This window comes from Musicola paradisiaca NCPPB 2511 (assembly GCF_000400505.1).
Classification (GTDB): Bacteria; Pseudomonadota; Gammaproteobacteria; order Enterobacterales; family Enterobacteriaceae; genus Musicola; species Musicola paradisiaca.
The window spans coordinates 48,276-65,790 of the sequence record NZ_CM001857.1; the positions used below are offsets into that span (position 1 = coordinate 48,276).

Annotated in this window: 16 protein-coding genes; 11 read left to right on the forward strand and 5 right to left on the reverse strand. The window is 55.4% G+C overall.

Translation table 11 applies throughout. From position 1 onward, the window contains the following. Positions 1 to 17: 17 nt before the first annotated feature. The 4 genes from DPA2511_RS00210 (at position 18) to DPA2511_RS00220 (ending at position 2,382) form a co-directional block, all read left to right on the forward strand. On the forward strand, positions 18 to 716 hold the full coding sequence (locus DPA2511_RS00210; protein ID WP_226376615.1) for a TetR family transcriptional regulator C-terminal domain-containing protein: 699 nt from the start codon (positions 18 to 20) through the stop codon (positions 714 to 716). 41 nt (positions 717 to 757) lie between these two features. After that, a complete protein-coding gene (locus tag DPA2511_RS00215) occupies positions 758 to 1,564 on the forward strand; it encodes an AraC family transcriptional regulator (RefSeq protein WP_012763682.1) in 807 nt (268 codons plus the stop codon). 78 nt (positions 1,565 to 1,642) lie between these two features. Then, positions 1,643 to 1,777 (forward strand): hypothetical protein, encoded by a 135-nt coding sequence (locus tag DPA2511_RS24050; RefSeq protein ID WP_264175895.1) that lies wholly within the window; start codon positions 1,643 to 1,645, stop codon positions 1,775 to 1,777. Beyond that, the gene (locus DPA2511_RS00220) at positions 1,771 to 2,382 is read left to right on the forward strand and encodes a LysE family translocator (RefSeq protein WP_012763683.1); all 612 of its coding nucleotides are present in this window, start codon (positions 1,771 to 1,773) and stop codon (positions 2,380 to 2,382) included. The genes DPA2511_RS24050 and DPA2511_RS00220 overlap by 7 nt, the downstream gene beginning before the upstream one ends. Before the next feature lie 19 nt (positions 2,383 to 2,401). Here DPA2511_RS00220 and DPA2511_RS00225 read toward each other — a convergent pair whose 3' ends face one another. Further along, positions 2,402 to 3,676, reverse strand: a complete 1,275-nt coding sequence (locus tag DPA2511_RS00225; protein WP_012763684.1) for a ferredoxin reductase family protein — start codon at positions 3,674 to 3,676, stop codon at positions 2,402 to 2,404. Positions 3,677 to 4,784: 1,108 nt separating this feature from the next. Between DPA2511_RS00225 and DPA2511_RS00240 the strand changes: the two genes are divergently transcribed. The 4 genes from DPA2511_RS00240 (at position 4,785) to DPA2511_RS00255 (ending at position 10,364) form a co-directional block, all read left to right on the forward strand. After that, the gene (locus tag DPA2511_RS00240; protein ID WP_012763686.1) at positions 4,785 to 6,203 is read left to right on the forward strand and encodes an NAD(P)-dependent oxidoreductase; all 1,419 of its coding nucleotides are present in this window, start codon (positions 4,785 to 4,787) and stop codon (positions 6,201 to 6,203) included. Then, positions 6,196 to 7,509, forward strand: a complete 1,314-nt coding sequence (preA, locus tag DPA2511_RS00245) for an NAD-dependent dihydropyrimidine dehydrogenase subunit PreA (protein WP_012763687.1) — start codon at positions 6,196 to 6,198, stop codon at positions 7,507 to 7,509. Before DPA2511_RS00240 ends, preA begins: the two co-directional genes overlap by 8 nt. A gap of 38 nt (positions 7,510 to 7,547) precedes the next feature. After that, entirely contained in the window at positions 7,548 to 8,996 is a 1,449-nt protein-coding gene (hydA, locus tag DPA2511_RS00250) for a dihydropyrimidinase (protein ID WP_023638081.1), read from the forward strand. Between the two features lie 81 nt (positions 8,997 to 9,077). Further along, positions 9,078 to 10,364 (forward strand): Zn-dependent hydrolase, encoded by a 1,287-nt coding sequence (locus tag DPA2511_RS00255; protein WP_012763689.1) that lies wholly within the window; start codon positions 9,078 to 9,080, stop codon positions 10,362 to 10,364. A gap of 182 nt (positions 10,365 to 10,546) precedes the next feature. Here DPA2511_RS00255 and DPA2511_RS00260 read toward each other — a convergent pair whose 3' ends face one another. Next, positions 10,547 to 10,864 (reverse strand): NIPSNAP family protein, encoded by a 318-nt coding sequence (locus DPA2511_RS00260; RefSeq protein WP_012763690.1) that lies wholly within the window; start codon positions 10,862 to 10,864, stop codon positions 10,547 to 10,549. Between the two features lie 71 nt (positions 10,865 to 10,935). Here DPA2511_RS00260 and DPA2511_RS23295 point away from each other — a divergent pair, with 71 nt between their 5' ends. Next, the gene (locus DPA2511_RS23295; RefSeq protein ID WP_155961680.1) at positions 10,936 to 11,187 is read left to right on the forward strand and encodes a hypothetical protein; all 252 of its coding nucleotides are present in this window, start codon (positions 10,936 to 10,938) and stop codon (positions 11,185 to 11,187) included. A gap of 12 nt (positions 11,188 to 11,199) precedes the next feature. Next, complete coding sequence (locus DPA2511_RS00265; protein ID WP_012763691.1) at positions 11,200 to 12,252, forward strand: 2,3-butanediol dehydrogenase; 1,053 nt, start codon at positions 11,200 to 11,202, stop codon at positions 12,250 to 12,252. Positions 12,253 to 12,363: 111 nt separating this feature from the next. Here DPA2511_RS00265 and DPA2511_RS00270 read toward each other — a convergent pair whose 3' ends face one another. After that, entirely contained in the window at positions 12,364 to 13,617 is a 1,254-nt protein-coding gene (locus tag DPA2511_RS00270; protein ID WP_012763692.1) for a valine--pyruvate transaminase, read from the reverse strand. A 395-nt stretch (positions 13,618 to 14,012) separates the two neighbouring features. Here DPA2511_RS00270 and DPA2511_RS00280 point away from each other — a divergent pair, with 395 nt between their 5' ends. Continuing rightward, the gene (locus DPA2511_RS00280; protein ID WP_012763694.1) at positions 14,013 to 15,221 is read left to right on the forward strand and encodes an aldose 1-epimerase family protein; all 1,209 of its coding nucleotides are present in this window, start codon (positions 14,013 to 14,015) and stop codon (positions 15,219 to 15,221) included. A 227-nt stretch (positions 15,222 to 15,448) separates the two neighbouring features. On the opposite strand, the gene DPA2511_RS00285 is transcribed toward DPA2511_RS00280, so the two are convergent. Together DPA2511_RS00285 and DPA2511_RS00290 are read right to left on the reverse strand one after the other, a co-directional pair. Next, positions 15,449 to 15,973 carry an RloB domain-containing protein gene (locus tag DPA2511_RS00285; RefSeq protein ID WP_012763695.1) on the reverse strand — a complete coding sequence of 175 codons (525 nt, stop codon included), beginning with the start codon at positions 15,971 to 15,973 and terminating at the stop codon, positions 15,449 to 15,451. Between the two features lie 11 nt (positions 15,974 to 15,984). Beyond that, positions 15,985 to 17,208: an AAA family ATPase gene (locus DPA2511_RS00290; RefSeq protein ID WP_012763696.1), complete on the reverse strand. Its 1,224-nt coding sequence runs from the start codon at positions 17,206 to 17,208 to the stop codon at positions 15,985 to 15,987. Between the last annotated feature and the right edge of the window lie 307 nt (positions 17,209 to 17,515).

Below are 17,515 nucleotides of genomic sequence, written 5' to 3' on the forward strand. Positions count from 1 at the left end.
GGACGGCGCCTAATGAGGTGAGCAATCTGATGCGGGTACGGGATATGCAGGATGAGGGAATAGTTGCCGCGCAAAGCGGGCGTTTGTTGCCGGAGAGCGCGGATGAAGGGGAAAAGGGACGAATCCGGCAGGATAACGAAGCCATCATCCTGTTGGCGGCGGAGCGGGTATTCGCCCGCTTCGGTTTTCGGGGCGCGACCATGGCGCTGATTGCCGAAGAAGCCGGGCTCCCCAAGGCCAACCTGCATTATTATTTCGGCAATAAACAGACGCTGTACCTCACGGTGCTCGACAGCATTCTGCACGATTGGCTGTCGCCGCTGGACGACCTGCACCCGCAGGCCGATCCGAAAACCGCGATCGAAGCCTATGTGCGTCAGAAGATCCATTTCAGCTTTGCCCGCCCGGACGCTTCCCGCCTGTTCGCCAACGAGATTCTGCAAGGGGCGCCGATGGTGCATCACCTGTTGCAGACGGAGTTGCGGCGGCTGGTGGTGGAAAAGGCGGCGGTGCTGGATGGCTGGATCGCCGCCGATCGTCTGCAACCGCTGGATACCACCCATTTCTTTTTCAGCGTTTGGTCGATGACCCAGACCTACGCGGATTTCGACATTCAAATCGCTGCGGTGCTGGGCGATGATTCCCACAGCGACGCCGCCGAGGCGCGCGCCACCCGCCATGTGCTGAACAGTGTGTTTCGGATGTGCGGGCTGTAAGCGGTGTTTCCCGAGGCGGGCAATAACTAACGGAGAGCGGTATGAAAGCGCGTTCAGTTCGGTTGCTGGCCTGCCGTCAGCCGGGGATTGAGGCGGTGGAGGCGGATACGGACTTTTCGTTCGGCCGCCATACGCACGACCAGTTCGGTATCGGCCTGATGGTACGGGGCGCTCAGAAATCCCTGAGCGGACGCGGGCGGGTTGAATCCGTCGCCGGGGATATCATTACGGTGAATCCCGGTGAAATTCATGACGGCATGCCCATCGACGGCGCCAGAGCCTGGCGGATGCTGTATATCCAGCCGGAGGTGGTCGAACGCTGTTTTGCCGAGATCTCCGACGGCCGTTCCCGCAGCGGCGAATTTTCCCACCCGGTATTCACCGATCGGCGGCTGGCCGTGTGTTTTCGTCGGCTGTACCTGTCCGCCACCCAGCAAGAGACGCAGGATGGCGCGCTTGCCGTCCAGGAGAGGCTGCTGATGCTGGCATCGGCGTTAGCGGCGATTCCCCGTCGTCAGCAGGTGTTTCCCCACCGCGGCATTCTGCTTGCCCGCGACATGATCGATGATGACCCGTCAAGCCCGAAGACGCTGGCTGAACTGGCCGGCGAGGCCGGTCTGAATCAGTTTCAGTTTTTGCGCGGCTTTAGCCGCCTGACCGGGCTGACGCCCCACGCCTACCGGGTTCAGCGCCGTGTGCTGATGGCGCGGGCGCTGATCGGACGCGGGACGCCGCTGGCCGAGGCCGCCTTGTGTAGCGGTTTTGCGGATCAGAGCCATATGACCCGGCTGTTCGTGCGGAGTTTCGGTTATACCCCTGGTCAGCTGGCGCTGGCGTCATCCCACTGAAGGTTCAATTTCATTCAAGACAGCAGGGGCTCCCGTTTTCCAGAATCGAACGATGGCTGGATGCAAGGGGAGGTACTGATGTCGTTTATTTCTGTTTGTTGGTTTGGCACGCATGCGTCGTTGTCGCATCGAGTGGTCGGCGTATTAAGGATGCGTCACGGCCTGCCTGACGGCGCGGGCACAGCGCGCCGCAGCGGGGTGCCGGTATGGTGAGCCTGGATTTTCTGGCGATTTCACTGCTGGTGGTGATTTCGCCCGGTACGGGAACGCTGATTACGCTGACCGCCGGGCTGCAATATGGCATGCGGGGCGCTTGGGTGGCTGCGGCCGGCTGCACGCTCGGCGTGTTGCCGCATATGCTGGCCGTGGTGACGGGGCTGGCCGCGTTGTATCAGGCCAGTGCGCTGGTGTTTGATGGGGTGAAGTTCGCCGGCGTGGGGTATCTCCTGTTCATGAGTTGGCAGGCGCTGCGGGACAAAACGCCCCTGACGCTGGACGCTGACAGCGAGTTTTCCGGGAAAATGCTGGTTTACCATGCGGTTACGGCCAACCTGTTGAATCCCAAACTGACCGTTTTCTTTCTGGCTTTTCTACCGCAGTTCGTCAGCGAACACGACCGGCAACCAGTACGAACCATGCTGCTGCTCTCGGCCATTTTCGCGGGGATCACGTTTTGGGTCTTTGTCGGCTATGGCGCCATGGCGGTGCGGTTTAGACGGCATGTCGTCATGAATCCCCGCGTGTTTACCGCGATCCGCTGGCTGGTCGCCGCCGCGTTTACCGGGCTTGCCGTCAAGCTGGCGGTCATGACTCGGTGAACGATGGGCGCGTTTTGGGTCAGCGGAAATCGAACTGCTCGAAATGCAGCGCGGAGCGGCCGAGGCGGCGTTGCAAATAGCGCCGCATGCCGGCTGGCCCACAGAACCAGACGCCAGCGCAGTCGTCGGTCGGGATGCGCTGCGGATCCAGCAGCCCGTCCCGGTCGCGGACGATAATGTTCAGGTTGACCCCGGTTTCGCCCGCCAGGTGTTCCAGTGTCTCCCGGTGGATCAGGTCGGTTTCGCTGTTGACGCAATAGAACAGCGTCGTATTCGCTTGTTTAGCCCGGCTGTCGTGCAGATGGTATAGCCATGACAAAAATGGCGTGATACCGATGCCGCCGGCGACCCAGTAGGTTGGTTTATCCGGATGCGCCGGCAGGATGAAATCGCCGTAGGGGCCTTCCACCACCACGTTTTTTCCTATCAGATCGTGCGCGTCAACCAGCGATGCCGTGTAATCCCCCAGTGCTTTGATGGTGATGGTCAATGTCTGGTGATTCGCATCGTACCGGCTGATCGTGAACGGATGCTTACCTTCTTTCGGGTCGGTAGTCAGAAAGATAAATTTGCCGGGTTGATAATGACGGCTAAATGACGCCGGAATATTGATGGTTAATTCTAGCGTTGAATCATTTAATTTATTCGTCGCAGTGATTTTGCCTGGGAAATTATTTCTTTTGCCGATTTGCCCTGCCAGTGAATAAAGCGCAATGGCTGCGGAAATAACGCATAACACCATAATGGCAATACCGAAAGCCGTCCAGCGCATATCGTTATTAATCATATAAAAGGAATGAATCATCCCCAGCAGTGCGATAATTGCGCCAATTTTGTGAATAATGCGGAAGTGTTTATAGGAAATCCATTTAATCAGGCTGACGGCAATGAATATTGTCATGCCATAAAAGGCAATTTCCCCGAATTCATCCATGACCTTGCGCCAGGGATCAAAGGGATGTGGCTGATGGCGGCCTGATGTCACCCATTCCAGCGCGGCGGCGATTTTCGGCAGTTTGGCGAATAACCAGTGCAGCAAAGTGGCGACGCCGGCGCCGATCCCCAGGTATTTGTGCTGGAGATACATTTTGTCCATGCCACCCAGCCGTTTTTCCAGAAATGAGGGGTGGAGCGCCATGAGCAGCAACCCGGCGATGCACAATACCGCAATAAAACCAGTAAGCTGCAACAACATATCGCGCCAATAAAAAAAAGCGGCCAGGGTAGTGACCTCCGGCAGACTCAACGCCCAGATGGTAAGACAGACCAAAAATGACACGGTAATTAACTTCATGATAAAGAACCTCTGAATTTAATAAGATGGTTTTTATTTTTTGGGCGAAACGAAAAGGAATAAATAAATCAATTCGCAACGAGAAAGTAACACTTTGTAATAAATATAGTGGCGGAGGAGGGGGAAGGCTATAGTCAGTCCGGTAAAGTTATGTATTTCATTATCATATCGATGATGTGATTATTTTAATTTGTAACATTATGAAGAATAAAAAAGAATTGTGCAGAATTCTTCATATTTTACGCATAATGATGGGGGGGTAAATAATAATGACTCGTAGAGTCTATCTCAGTAGGTGTTATTCGCATAACCGGTGTGGACTCGAATAACACAGATAAACCGGAACGTACACGAAATACGAGAAGATATCGGGCCCTGCTTGGCCCAAATGACCGGTGAAATAACCCTAATGGAATAGATTTTTATTCTATTTCTCTAAAAAAATATATGCCTTAAATAAGGGAGAGCAGGAAGACCGCAGGTCTACCAATCCCGATGCGTTTATTCCCGTGAGTGATGCGGATGAGTGATGCATCTGCCGGGCGCGGCGTTGAACGCCGCCCGTTGCAGCCCCAAGGGGCGTGGCTCTGGGATGGGCCGAATCATAACGCCAGCGCAACGGGAAAAGGGGATATGCCCTCCGTGTCTCCCCCTCACCATGCGGGCGGTTGAACCCCGGCATATGTGTTGACTCAGGCATTCGGGGCTTTAGTTCAGGAGTCACGATCATTTGCCATGTTGGGGCATGCCTGCGACCGGACGCAAAGCACAAAAATGGCGCAACCGGCGGTGAAAGTGGCTGGTTTTGCACTCCATTCGGTCAAAATTTGTTCTTATGTTTCCCGCAAATTTCTGTTAATCGCCTGTTTTTCATGCATTTCACGATGTCTGAAAAAATGGCACAACAATCGCATTGTTTCTCCTGAAAACTTAACCAAACGGTCAGGATTTTGATTGGACGATCAGATGACATCCGACGTCGGCCATTCCTGTTCAGGAGAAGCACCATGAGCATTCGACAGCAACGCAGTATTGGCGATATTCCCCGGCAGATGGCGTGCGCGGGTCGCCGTTATCCCGATGTTTCTTTTCGTGTGGAGGTGGTGCGATGACAACCCCCCTCTCTGCCGGCATTGATGCGCCGGGTATTCTCTCCGCTCGTCTCGACCCGGCGGACTACGCCGGTAATTTCAGCGACAGCTGCCCGCCGCTGACAGCAATGCAGGCGGTGATCGAGGCCGAACGCTGCTACTACTGTTTCGACGCCCCCTGCACCCGCGCCTGCCCGGCGGATATCGATGTCCCGAGCTTTATTCACCGTATCGCACAGGACAATGCGCGCGGCGCGGCGGAGGTGATTTTGCAGGCCAATGTGCTGGGCGGGATGTGCTCCCGCGTGTGCCCGACGGAGACCCTGTGCGAACAGGCCTGTGTGCGTAATGCGCAGGACGGCAACCCGGTAAAAATAGGATTGCTGCAACGCCACGCGACCGATCGCTATCTGGCTAACCCCGGCAACCCGTTGTTTGTGCGGGCGCCGGACAGCGGAAAAACCGTTGCGGTAGTCGGCGCAGGCCCGGCCGGGTTGACGGTCGCGCACCGGTTGGCGGTGTGCGGCCACCAAGTGGTGGTGTTCGACGCCCGGCCCAAACCCGGCGGCCTCAATGAATATGGACTGGCGGCATACAAAACCACCGAGGATTTCGCCCAGAAGGAGATCGCCTGGCTGTTGTCGATCGGCGGCATTGCGTTGCGCCTCGGCCAGCAGTTAGGGCGGGATTTTACGCTGGATGCGCTGCGGGAAGCGTATGACGCGGTGTTTCTTGGTATGGGGCTTGCTGGCGTTAATGCGCTGGGGATCGACGAACCGCCGCTGGCCGGTGTGCGAGAGGCGGTGGATTTTATCGCCGCATTGCGGCAGGCCGAGGATCTGAGCCAGGTGGCGGTCGGTCGCCAGGTGGTGGTGATCGGCGGTGGTATGACGGCGGTGGATGCGGCGGTGCAGGCGAAAAAACTGGGTGCGCGCGAGGTCACGATGGTCTATCGCCGTGGCGAGACGGCGATGAAAGCCTCAGCGCATGAACAGCAGTGGGCAAAACAGAACGGTGTGGTCATCCGGCATTGGGCGGCGCCGCAGGCGCTGCATGGCGCAGACGGCAAGGTGACAGGCGTGACTTTCCAGGTGATGCAACCGCAGGACGGCGCGCTGACGGCCAGCGGGGAAACCTTCACGCTGGCGGCGGATATGGTGCTCAAAGCGATCGGCCAATGCTACGAGCCGCAACCCGCCGGCGCGGCGCTGGCGTTGAAGAGCGGGCGTATTGCGGTGGATGAACAGGGCCGCACCTCGCTGCCCGGCGTCTGGGCGGGCGGCGACTGCTGCGCCGACGGGCTGGATTTGACCGTGGATGCGGTGCGTCAGGGCAAGCTGGCCGCCAAATCCATCGAGTTGGCGTTGAAAGTCACCGGTCTGGTGGCGGCTAACGATACCTCTTCACTGACTCGTCAGGAGCGTTCCCATGGCTGATTTGAGCACCGAATTTCTGGGTATTAAGAGCCCTAACCCGTTCTGGCTGGCGTCCGCGCCGCCGACGGACAAGGAATACAACGTGGTGCGGGCGTTTGAAGCGGGCTGGGGCGGCGTGGTTTGGAAAACGCTGGGGCTGGATCCGCATGTGGTCAACGTCAGCGGCCCGCGCTACAGCACGCTTCTGGGCGCCGATCGCCGGGTATTGGGGCTCAATAACATCGAGCTGATTACCGACCGGCCGCTGCACGTCAATCTGGAAGAAATCGCCCGGGTTAAACGCAACTGGCCGGATCGCGCCATGATTGTGTCGATCATGGTGCCCTGCGAGGAAGAAGCGTGGAAAGCCATTCTGCCGCTGGTGGAAGAGACCGGCGCCGACGGCATTGAGCTGAACTTCGGCTGTCCGCACGGTATGAGCGAGCGCGGCATGGGGGCGGCGGTGGGGCAGGTGCCGGAATACATCGAAAGAGTGACCCGCTGGTGCAAGCAGTATTGCAGCCTGCCGGTGATCGTCAAGCTGACGCCGAACATCACCGACATCCGTTATCCGGCGCGGGCGGCGAAACGCGGCGGCGCGGACGCGGTATCGCTGATCAACACCATCAACTCGGTGATGGGGGTTGACCTTGACCAGATGCTGATGACGCCGCACACCGGCGGCAAAGGCTCCCACGGCGGTTACTGCGGCCCGGCGGTGAAACCGATCGCGCTCAATATGGTGTCGGAAATCGCCCGCGACCCGGACACGTTCGGCCTGCCGATTTCCGGTATCGGCGGCATTTCCACCTGGCGCGACGCGGCGGAGTTCATCGCGCTGGGTTGCGGCACGGTACAGGTGTGCACCGCGGTGATGGTGCAGGGTTTCCCGATTGTGCGCGACATGATTAGCGGGCTGTCCAACTTTATGGACGAACGCGGCTACCGCTCCATCGAAGCGTTTCGCGGCCGTGCGGTCAGTAGCGTCACCGACTGGCGTTACCTCAATCTGAACCATATCGACAAGGCGGTGATCGACCAGTCGCTGTGTATCAAGTGCGGGCGTTGCCATTTGGCCTGCGAAGACACCTCCCATCAGGCGATCACCCGTCAGAAAAACGGTGAGCGTCATTTTGAAGTGAAAGAAGAGGATTGCGTCGGCTGCAACCTGTGCGTCTCCATCTGCCCGGTGGAAAACTGCATCTCAATGCGCAGCCTGCAACCCGGCGAGGTGGATCTGCGTACCGGCAAGACGGTGAGCGCCGACTACGCCAATTGGACTACCCACCCGAATAACCCGATGGCAACCACGGCAGGCGTGGCCTGAGCACCGCGTGTGGTCAGCACTCTGTGCAATGAGGAGCAATGATGAGCAAATTGTTGATTAAGGGCGGCACGGTGGTGAATGCCGATCGTCAATTCCGTGCCGATGTGTTGTGCGTCGACGGCGTGATTGCGGCGGTGGGCGATATCCCGGCCTCGGACATCGCCGGCGCGGAGGTGGTGGACGCCGGCGGGCTGTACGTGATGCCGGGCGGCATCGACCCGCACACCCATATGAATTTTCCGTTTATGGGCACCACCACGGTGGACGATTTCTACAGCGGCACCGCCGCGGCGCTGGCGGGCGGCACCACCACCATCATCGATTTTGTCATTCCCAATCCGCAGCAACCGCTGATGGAGGCGTATCACACCTGGCGCGGCTGGGCGGAAAAGGCGGCCTCGGATTACAGCTTCCACGTCGCCATTACCTGGTGGGACGACAGCGTGCGGCGTGACATGGGCACGCTGGTGCAGGAAGAAGGGGTCAACAGCTTCAAACACTTTATGGCGTACAAGAACGCCATCATGTGCGACGACGAAACGCTGATGAACAGTTTCCGCCGCTCGCTGGAGCTGGGCGCGATGCCGACGGTGCACGCCGAAAACGGTGAGATGGTTTACCTGCTGCAACAGGAATTGCTCAAGCAGGGTATTACCGGGCCGGAGGGGCACCCATTGTCGCGTCCGCCGGAGGTGGAGGGCGAGGCGGCCAACCGCGCCATCACCATCGCCAGCATCATGGGGGTACCGATCTATGTGGTGCATGTTTCCTGCATCGAGTCGGCAGAGGCGATTGCCCGTGCCAGAGCGCGTGGGCAGCGGGTGTACGGCGAAGTGTTGGCCGGGCATTTGGTGCTCGACGATAGCGTCTACCGCGATGCGGACGCCGCCCGCGCCGCCGCCTACGTCATGAGCCCGCCGTTTCGGCCGAAAGCGCATCAGGACGCGCTGTGGCGCGGGTTGCAGTCCGGGCAGTTGCACACCACCGCGACCGATCACTGTACGTTCTGCGCCAGCCAGAAGGCGGCCGGCCTGGATAATTTCACCAAAATTCCCAACGGTTGCGGCGGCGTCGAAGAGCGCATGGCGGTGATCTGGGATGCGGGCGTCAACAGCGGCCGTCTGACGCCGAGCGAGTTTGTCGCTATCACCTCCGCCAATACCGCGCGGCTGTTCAATATCTATCCGCGCAAAGGCAGCGTATCCGTTGGGGCCGATGCGGATCTGGCGTTATGGGATCCGGCGGGCAGTAAGACGCTGTCGGCCAAAACCCATCATTCTCGTAATGATTTCAATGCGTTTGAAGGCCGTACCGTCAAGGGCATTCCGGCATTTACCGTCAGTCAGGGCGTGGTGGTGTACGCCAACGGCGATCTGCGCGCCCGTGAAGGGGCGGGACGCTATATCAAACGTCCGGCATTTGGGCCGGATTTCAGCGCTGCGGCGCAATGGGAACGTCAGCGGGCGCCGCAGGCGGTGACGCGCTAACGCGAGAGGCCGTCTCCGTCCGGTTGCGGGCGGGGCCGCCATCGTTCAGACAGGGTTTGATTTCACGGTGAGGAAAGAGCAATGACGAGCGATGTACTGACCGCCGCCCAGTGCGGCATCGATACGACCGACCTGCGGGTGGATGGCGACCGGCTGTGGCAGTCGCTGATGGATTTGGCGGTTATCGGCGCCACGCCGAAGGGCGGTGTGTGCCGACTGACGTTGACCGATCTGGATCGGCAAGGGCGCGATTTGGTCGTGGGATGGGGCAACGCCGCCGGGCTATCGGTGGACGTCGATCAGATCGGCAATGTGTTTATGCGCCGTGCCGGGCGCAACAACGCGCTGCCGCCGATTGTCGCCGGCAGCCATATCGACACCCAGCCCACCGGCGGCAAGTTCGATGGTAATTTTGGCGTGTTGGCGGCGCTGGAGGTGATCCGTACCCTCAACGACAGCGGTATTGAAACCGAAGCGCCGGTGGAAATGGTGTTCTGGACCAATGAAGAAGGCTCGCGTTTTGTGCCGGTGATGATGGGTTCCGGGGTGTTCGCCGGGGTTTTCTCGCTGGAGCACGCTTACGCCGCGGTAGATATCGACGGCAAGACGGTAAAGGATGAACTGACGAAGATCGGTTATGCCGGGCCGCAAACGCCGGGCGATCGCCCGATCGGCGCCTATTTTGAAGCGCATATCGAGCAGGGGCCGATCCTGGAGGATGAAGACGTCACGATCGGCGTGGTGCAGGCGGTGCTGGGCATCCGCTGGTATGACTGCGTGGTGACGGGGCAGGAGTCGCACGCCGGCCCGACGCCGATGGCGCTGCGTAAGGATGCGTTGCAGGTGTCCACCCGCATCATGCAGGAAGTGGTGGCGATCGCCGGGCGCTTTGCACCGCATGGCCGCGGGACGGTGGGGATGGTGCAAGTGCATCCCAACAGCCGCAATGTGGTGCCGGGCAGCGTGAAGTTCTCCGTCGATTTTCGCAATATCAACGATGCGCTGGTCGACGAGATGGACGCCGCGCTCAAAGCCTTTATCAGCCAACTGGCGCAGGAAACCGGCCTCGGCATCGAACTGACCCAGGTGTCGCACTACCCGGCGGCGCCGTTCCATCCGGAGTGCAAAGATGCGGTACGCAATGCGGCGCAGCGGCTGGGGTATTCCCACCGGGATATCGTGTCCGGCGCGGGGCACGACGCGGTGTATATGAGCATGCTGGCGCCCACCGGTATGATTTTTATCCCCTGCAAGGACGGCATCAGCCACAACGAGATTGAGTATGCTGCGCCGGAACATGTGACGGCAGGCGCCAATGTGTTGTTGCATGCGATGCTGGAAAAAGCGGGCGTGGTGGGGCGGCGCTGAGCCCGGCCCCCTCTGAATGTGGATCGTCAAAACCCACGACGCCGTTCCTGCCTGCCGGGGACGGCGTTGGTTTTAGTTGCCATGCTTAAACCGGTTGGCGCGGGTCATGACCCAGCCCGTCAGGTTATCTGTGCGCGGTTTGCTTGTGTCCAAACCGGCGGCGTCGATGAGCCGGTGCTTCGTTACTGTAACGGCGAGGCGGGCAGCGCGCCCAGCAGCGTCTCTTCCACCTTTTCAATCATTGCTATATCAAACCCGGCCATGTCGGCGCGAAACGCATCGCTGGACATATAAGCGGCGCCCAGCGCCGGCACATCCGCATTTTCCGGATAGCTGACAAGTGCAATGACCTGACGTTCATGCGCCAGCGGTTGAAACACGCCGTGCGTCTGGATGTGAAACGCTTTCAGGCTCGTGATATGGGCATACCAGATTTCCGCATACTGCGCGGCGGCTTCCGGTGTTTTCAGGGTGTAAGTTCGCAGTTGGAATACTCGCATGGTCGTGCCTCCGTGATGGGTGATGGGTGATGGGTGATGGGATCTGATTATTCAGGCGACAGGATGCGTCGATGAAGCGATTTGAGCTCCCCGTCGACCATGGCGCTAAAAAAACGCACGTATTGCGACAGCAGGCTCCGGTTTTAGGCGGATGGTTTTCAATATGTATCGATAATGTCAATGAAATGAGATGTTTTTGGGTGAAAGGTGATGTGCGTCGGGGTTTGCCGCCAGGCGGGCTTGCATATTATTTGATCTCACGCTGTTTGCCGGCAGGGTTGGCCGCCGGCAAGAAAACTCAAGGAACAACATCAGGTAACTGAAAGCGAGGTGTTATGAAAGCGTTAAGATGGCACGGTCAGAAAGACATTCGTATCGATGACGTTGCAGAAGCTCAGGCAGGGCCGGGACGGGTCAAAATCAAGGTGAAATGGTGCGGTATCTGCGGCACCGATCTGCACGAATACCTTGCCGGGCCGATCTTTATCCCGGTCGAACACCCCCATCCGCTGACCGGTGAAAAAGCGCCCGTGACGCTGGGCCATGAGTTCTGCGGCGAAATCGTGGAAGTCGGCGCCGGTGTCAGCGATTATCACGTCGGGGATCGGGTGACGGTCGAGCCGATTCTGTTCGATCCCAACTCCAAAGCCAGCCGTCAGGGGCTTTACAATCTGTGCGACAAAATGGGCTTTTACGGTCTGGCTGGGATGGGCGGCGGTTTTTCCGAGTATGCGTCGGTGCCGGCATCCATCATTCATCGTCTGCCCGATTCGGTGAGCTATGAGCAAGGCGCGCTCACCGAGCCTGCGGCGGTTGCGGTACATGCGGTGCGGGAAAGCCGTTTCCAGATGGGCGACAAGGCCGCCGTGTTTGGCGCCGGGCCGATCGGATTGCTGGTTGTCGAAGCGCTTAAGGCTGCCGGCGCGCAGGAGATCTATGTCGTCGAGCTGTCGCCGCAGCGCCGGGAAAAGGCGGCCTCGTTGGGCGCCATCGTTATCGACCCTTCCGCGACGGATGCGGTACAGGAGATTGTGGCGCGTACCGACGGCGGCGTCGATGTGGCCTATGAAGTGACCGGCGTGGCGCCGGTATTGCAGCAGAGTATCGACTGCGTGCGTATTCAGGGCGAAACCATGATCGTCAGCGTGTGGGAAAAGGCTGCGCCGATTTACCCCAACCAGATACTGTTTAAAGAACGGCATGTGACGGGGATTATCGGTTATCGCAATGTGTTCCCGGCTACGCTGGCGCTGATGGAAAAAGGTTATTTCAAACCGAAAGACTTCGTGACGCGCCAGATCGCGCTCGACGATGTGATTGAGCAGGGGTTCAACACGTTGATTGCCGATAAGTCCCAGGTGAAGATTCTGGTCTCCCCCGAGAAGTGAGGTAGAGGCAGGCCGTCATGCGGCCTTGTTTTTTAGGTGTTGCCAGCCCCTCGTCATGAGGGGCTGCGTTTATCCGGCGTTCGCCACTGGCTGGCTGCGTCGGTTGTGTCGTCAGCGTTTTTCCTGCCACGCTCGCTCGATTTCTTCCGCCAGAATGCCGACGCCCCGTTCGATTTTTTCCGGTTCCGGCACATAGTTCATGCGCAGGCACTGGTGGGCGTGATCCCATTCCTGCGCCAGGCCGGGGAAAAAGTAATGGCCGGGCACCATCAGTACGCCGCGTTTTTTCAGTCGCTGGTACAGCTCTTCGGTGGTGATCGGCAGGTCGCGCAGCCACAACCACAGGAAAATCGCGCCTTCGGGTTTATGGATCAGACAGCGTTCCGGCGACAGATAGCGGCGGATGATGGCGATAGTCTGTGCGACGCGCTGGCGGTAGAACGGGCGCACCACCTGTTCCGACAGGCGTAGCAGATCGCCGCGACGGATCATCTCAAGGGCAATGGCCGGGCCGATAGAGCCGGGCGCCAGGCTGATGATGCCGTTCATGTTGCCGAGCGCTGCGATCACCGGTTCCGCGGCAATCACAATGCCGCAGCGTGAGCCGGGCAACCCCAGTTTGGACAGGCTCATGCACAGAATGATGTTGGGGTTCCACAACGGTGTGGCGTCGCTGAAGATAATACCGGGAAACGGCACGCCGTAGGCGTTGTCGATCACCAGCGGGATCTGGTGCTGGCGCGCCAGCGCATCCAGATGCTGCACTTCGTCGTCGGTCAGCACGTTGCCGGTGGGATTGGTGGGACGCGAGACGCAGATCATGCCGATGTCATCGGTAATGTTCAGTTGTTCAAAATCAACGTGGTATTTGAATTGCCCTTCCGGCAGCAGTTCAATCTGCGGGCGCAGCGAGACGAACATGTCTTCATCCACCCCGGAATCGGCGTAACCGATATATTCCGGCGCCAGCGGGAACAACACCCGGCGCAGTTTGCCGTCATCGGTACGCCCGGCGAACAGGTTGCACAGATAGAAAAAAGCGCTCTGGCTGCCATTGGTCAGCGCGATGTTCTGCGGGCCGATATCCCACCCCTGCTGCTGATGCAGCATTTCCGCCAGCGCGGACAACAGCGCGTCTTTACCCTGTGGGCCGTCGTAATTGCACAGCGCTTCCGTTAATTTTCCTTCTGCCAGCAAATCGCCGCACAGCTGCTGAAAATACATATCCATCTCTGGAATATGGGCCGGGTTGCCGCCGCCCAGCATAATGGCGCCGGGTGTGCGCAGGCCGTCGTTCAGATCCGCCATCAGCTGGGTGATGCCGGAATGGCGGGTAAATTTGTTGCCGAAACGGGAGAAATTCATATGTTGTGAGTCATCGTCGATCGCAGGTAAGGCGCAACCTTAGCGCGGGCCCGAATACGGCGCAATCGGAACCGCCGGGACGGTCGATTTTTTACGGCCGATGCCGAATGGCACGCTGGCGCAGCATAAGCTGAAAGGTGTTCAGCTTACGCTGCGCGTTAACACCACCGCGGTCGCGCTGCGGCTGAAGTTCGTCAGCTTTATACCGATCGATTGCCCATTTTTGCTGATAAAACGTCAATATTTTCTATGTTTCCTGTGACTCAACCGGCAAATTCAGCATGAAAAATGCGCATTCCTGTTGCCTGGTGAGACGGGTCACATTCTCTCAGGCGTTGGATTCGTAGTCTCTGCCTTCGAAAGCTTAATCAATTCAGCTAAAGAGGACGCAAGGGATGAAAAAAGCACTGGCAATGGGTATTTCTCTGGCTCTGGTTTCCTGGCAGCTTTCCGCACAAACCTTTGTGCTGACGGACGTGGAAAGCAGCACCGAGAAAGGCAACTGGCAAGTGACCAGCGACGCGCTAAAGATTAAGGATCAGCACTTCAGCATTGAGCAAAAGGTACTGCACGGCGGCCGTCAGGAAGGCAGCAAAGTGATTACCATCACCAGCCCGAACGGGTTGCAGATTGCGCTCAGCCCGAGCCGCGGCATGGATTTGCTGCATGTGACCGGCAAAAATATCCGGCTGGGCTGGGATTCGCCGGTGGATGAAGTGGTCAACCCCAATACCATCCGGCTGGAAAGCCGCAACGGCCTGGGTTGGCTGGAAGGCTTTAACGAAATGATGGTGCGTTGTGGTTACGAATGGACCGGGCACCCCGTCACCAGCGACGGCATGATCTACACTTTGCACGGCCGCGCCGGGAATACGCCGGCGTCAAAAGTGATTGTCGATGTGAGCGACAAAGCGCCGCACACCATCACGGTTCGCGGTTTACTCAAGGAAAATAGCTTCAAGAAATCCCATCTGGAAACCTGGACTGAACTGCGCTACGTGCCGGGCAGCGAATCTTTCACTATCCATGATGTGTTGACCAACAAGGCCGACTACCCGCGTGATTACCAGATTATCTATCACAGCAACTTCGGCACGCCGGTTCTGGAAGCGGGCGCGCGTTTCATCGCGCCGGTGAAAGAGATCTCGCCGTTTAACGATTACGCCAAAGCGGGCCTGAAAGACTGGCAGACCTATCAAGGGCCGACCAAAGGCTTTGATGAGATGGTGTTTAACCTGACGCCGTATGCCGATAAAGACGGCAAGACGCTGGCGGCGTTGTTCAACCGGGCGGGAGACAAAGGCGTGTCGATCGCGTTTGATACCCATCAGTTGCCGCTGCTGACGCTGTGGAAGAATACCGATACCCAGAAGCAGGGCTACGTTACCGGTATTGAACCCGGCACCAGTTACGCTTATCCGGTCACTATTGAGCGCCAGCAGGGGCGGGTGAAGACGTTGCAACCGGGCCAGAGCACCACGTTTGAGCTGACCTACAGCCTGTTGAGCAGCCCGGCCGCCGTTCAGCAAGCCGAGCAGAAAGTGAAGGCGATTCAGGGCGATCGCGCTGTCACGCTGACTGAAAAACCGATCGCGGTGGAGTGATTGGTCTTTCAACGGTTGCTAAATAGCATTTAGGCTTTACAACTCAATATTGAAATAATTATGTTACCAATCTGGCTCAGATCTGTTGCTCGTTTACAGAGCTGGCGATAGACAATGAGCCATTTTATTTAAACTATTCTTTTATGCTAATTCTTCATGGTTTTTATTTTTTAAAGATGAACTAGAGGCAGATAGTTTATATATAAATAAGCTGTGTTATTATAAATCTACAGTTTAATTGACTTGCTTTCTTTTCCCCGTAATGCATCTATAATGAATTTGATCTTTGCATTCTCACAATTACCCAACACTTCAATCGTAAATAGTTCAGAATAACTGTCACGGTCAGTAGATGAGCCATTTAATAGTGGATGAAAAATTTCTTTACACGCTCTATTGGACTCAGCCTTTTCCCTGCCAATAACTTCAAGTAGCAACCCTTCAAGGCAAGGATCTGAACCTATAAGGTTAATACCAGCACTCATGGCACGTTGGACATGCGATTTTGGCCACACAAGGTCAGTATCGAGCAGTACTATGACAAAATCATAACCATCACACTTTTTACATGATATTGCATGGGTAATTACATGTTCCGGCACTTTCCCTCCGGCCGTAACGACGGTTATTTTAAATTTCCCATTAGAGAAAAGCGATTTCATATGAGAAAGGAAAGCCTTTTCAGCATGTCCTTCACCAACTAATAATAATGTTTTATTAATGGAGCGGAGTGTGCTTTTTTTCTTAGCCATTATTCTAACCTTCAAATGTTTATATTCGGCACGCCACCTAATGCACCAGTTATATATTTCGCATATAGATTGTCTTGACTCCTTAAACCTTGTATTTCATCTAAGCGCCAAGCCTCACTGACACTATCTGATTTTTCAACAAGATAAACATTATGTTTATTGAGAGTTTTAAGTACTTCTGCTGTATGACAACTGAATATCAATTGTGATGATAGTTTATTAACTCCTTCATTAGCAAACATATCTAATAGCTCTCTAACCATATATGAGTGCAGGTCACTATCAAGCTCATCGATAACAGCAACACCACCATAGTTTAATGCGGATATTAATTTATATATAAAATAATAACAGGCTTGAGTACCAGTAGACTCCATAATGAATGGTATCTCAAATTCATTGCCACCATGGGCATGAATTCCATAAGGTAGAAATCTTCTTTCAGCTTCGCCAGTTTTCTTATCAATTATATCTTCAGTTCTTATCCGAATATCATTAAGACCAAAATCCATTCTGGTTAAGTATTTTTTTGCTTTTTCGAAGAATTCTGGTTTTTCATTATAAAACTCTGTGGCTTCGAGGACATTTCCATAATTGAAACTTGATTTTCCAAAAACATTTAAATTATTTTCTATGCTATAAAAAATAGAATGCATGGCTTTGGCGATAACATTGTCACCTTTTCTTCTAAAATAAGAGATAGCTGAAGCATTTTGAGGGACTGCTTTTAGCTCATTTACAGAAAAACCATTGCCTGCACTTTTTACTTTGTATGTATTAGTATCTGTGTCATATTTTCTGTAAAAGACTGACGAAAATAAACGACTGCTTTTATATTTCAATTCTTCATGCAGGACTCTTTTTCTATTAAATTTCAAAAAATATTTGAATTCAAAAAAATCTACACTGTTCTTATCCTCTTTACTCTCAACGAAGCATATCTCGATTTCAGAAGGCTCACTTTCATTACAGATATGAGAATAGATGGGCAATGAGTCGGAATTATCCATTGATTTAAACGACTCACTACAGAACCAGCTTAAAAATGCTAACGGTTTAATTAAGTTAGACTTACCAGAACCATTAGCCCCCATGACTGCCAGAACCTTGGTTATGCGGCAGTCTATCCATTGCCTATCAAACGATGACTCTGAAGAGTTTGCCTTCAAGGTGAGGTCAATCAATTGCTCGTCCTTAAACGAGTAAAGATTTTTAAAACGATACCATTTAATCATACTCGACTCACTTAGACATTTTTTTGTTCAACTTGGCAAACTATCTCAGTTTGGTTATGCATTGTCTATCATAAAATTGATAAAAATTGAATTGTCAAGTTATCAATCAAGAAAGAAATCTGTAATTTGATAAAAATATATATTTGTCATTAGTAATAGGAAGGCTGACGCAATGTGTTGCTGTCTAATATAATTATTTTAAATCAATTGGTTATGTATTTTTATGTGTTATTTGATGTTCTGTTTCGTGAAGTATTTATGAGGCTTTAGGGTAAAACCTCAGGATATGGTTGAACGTTATAGACTA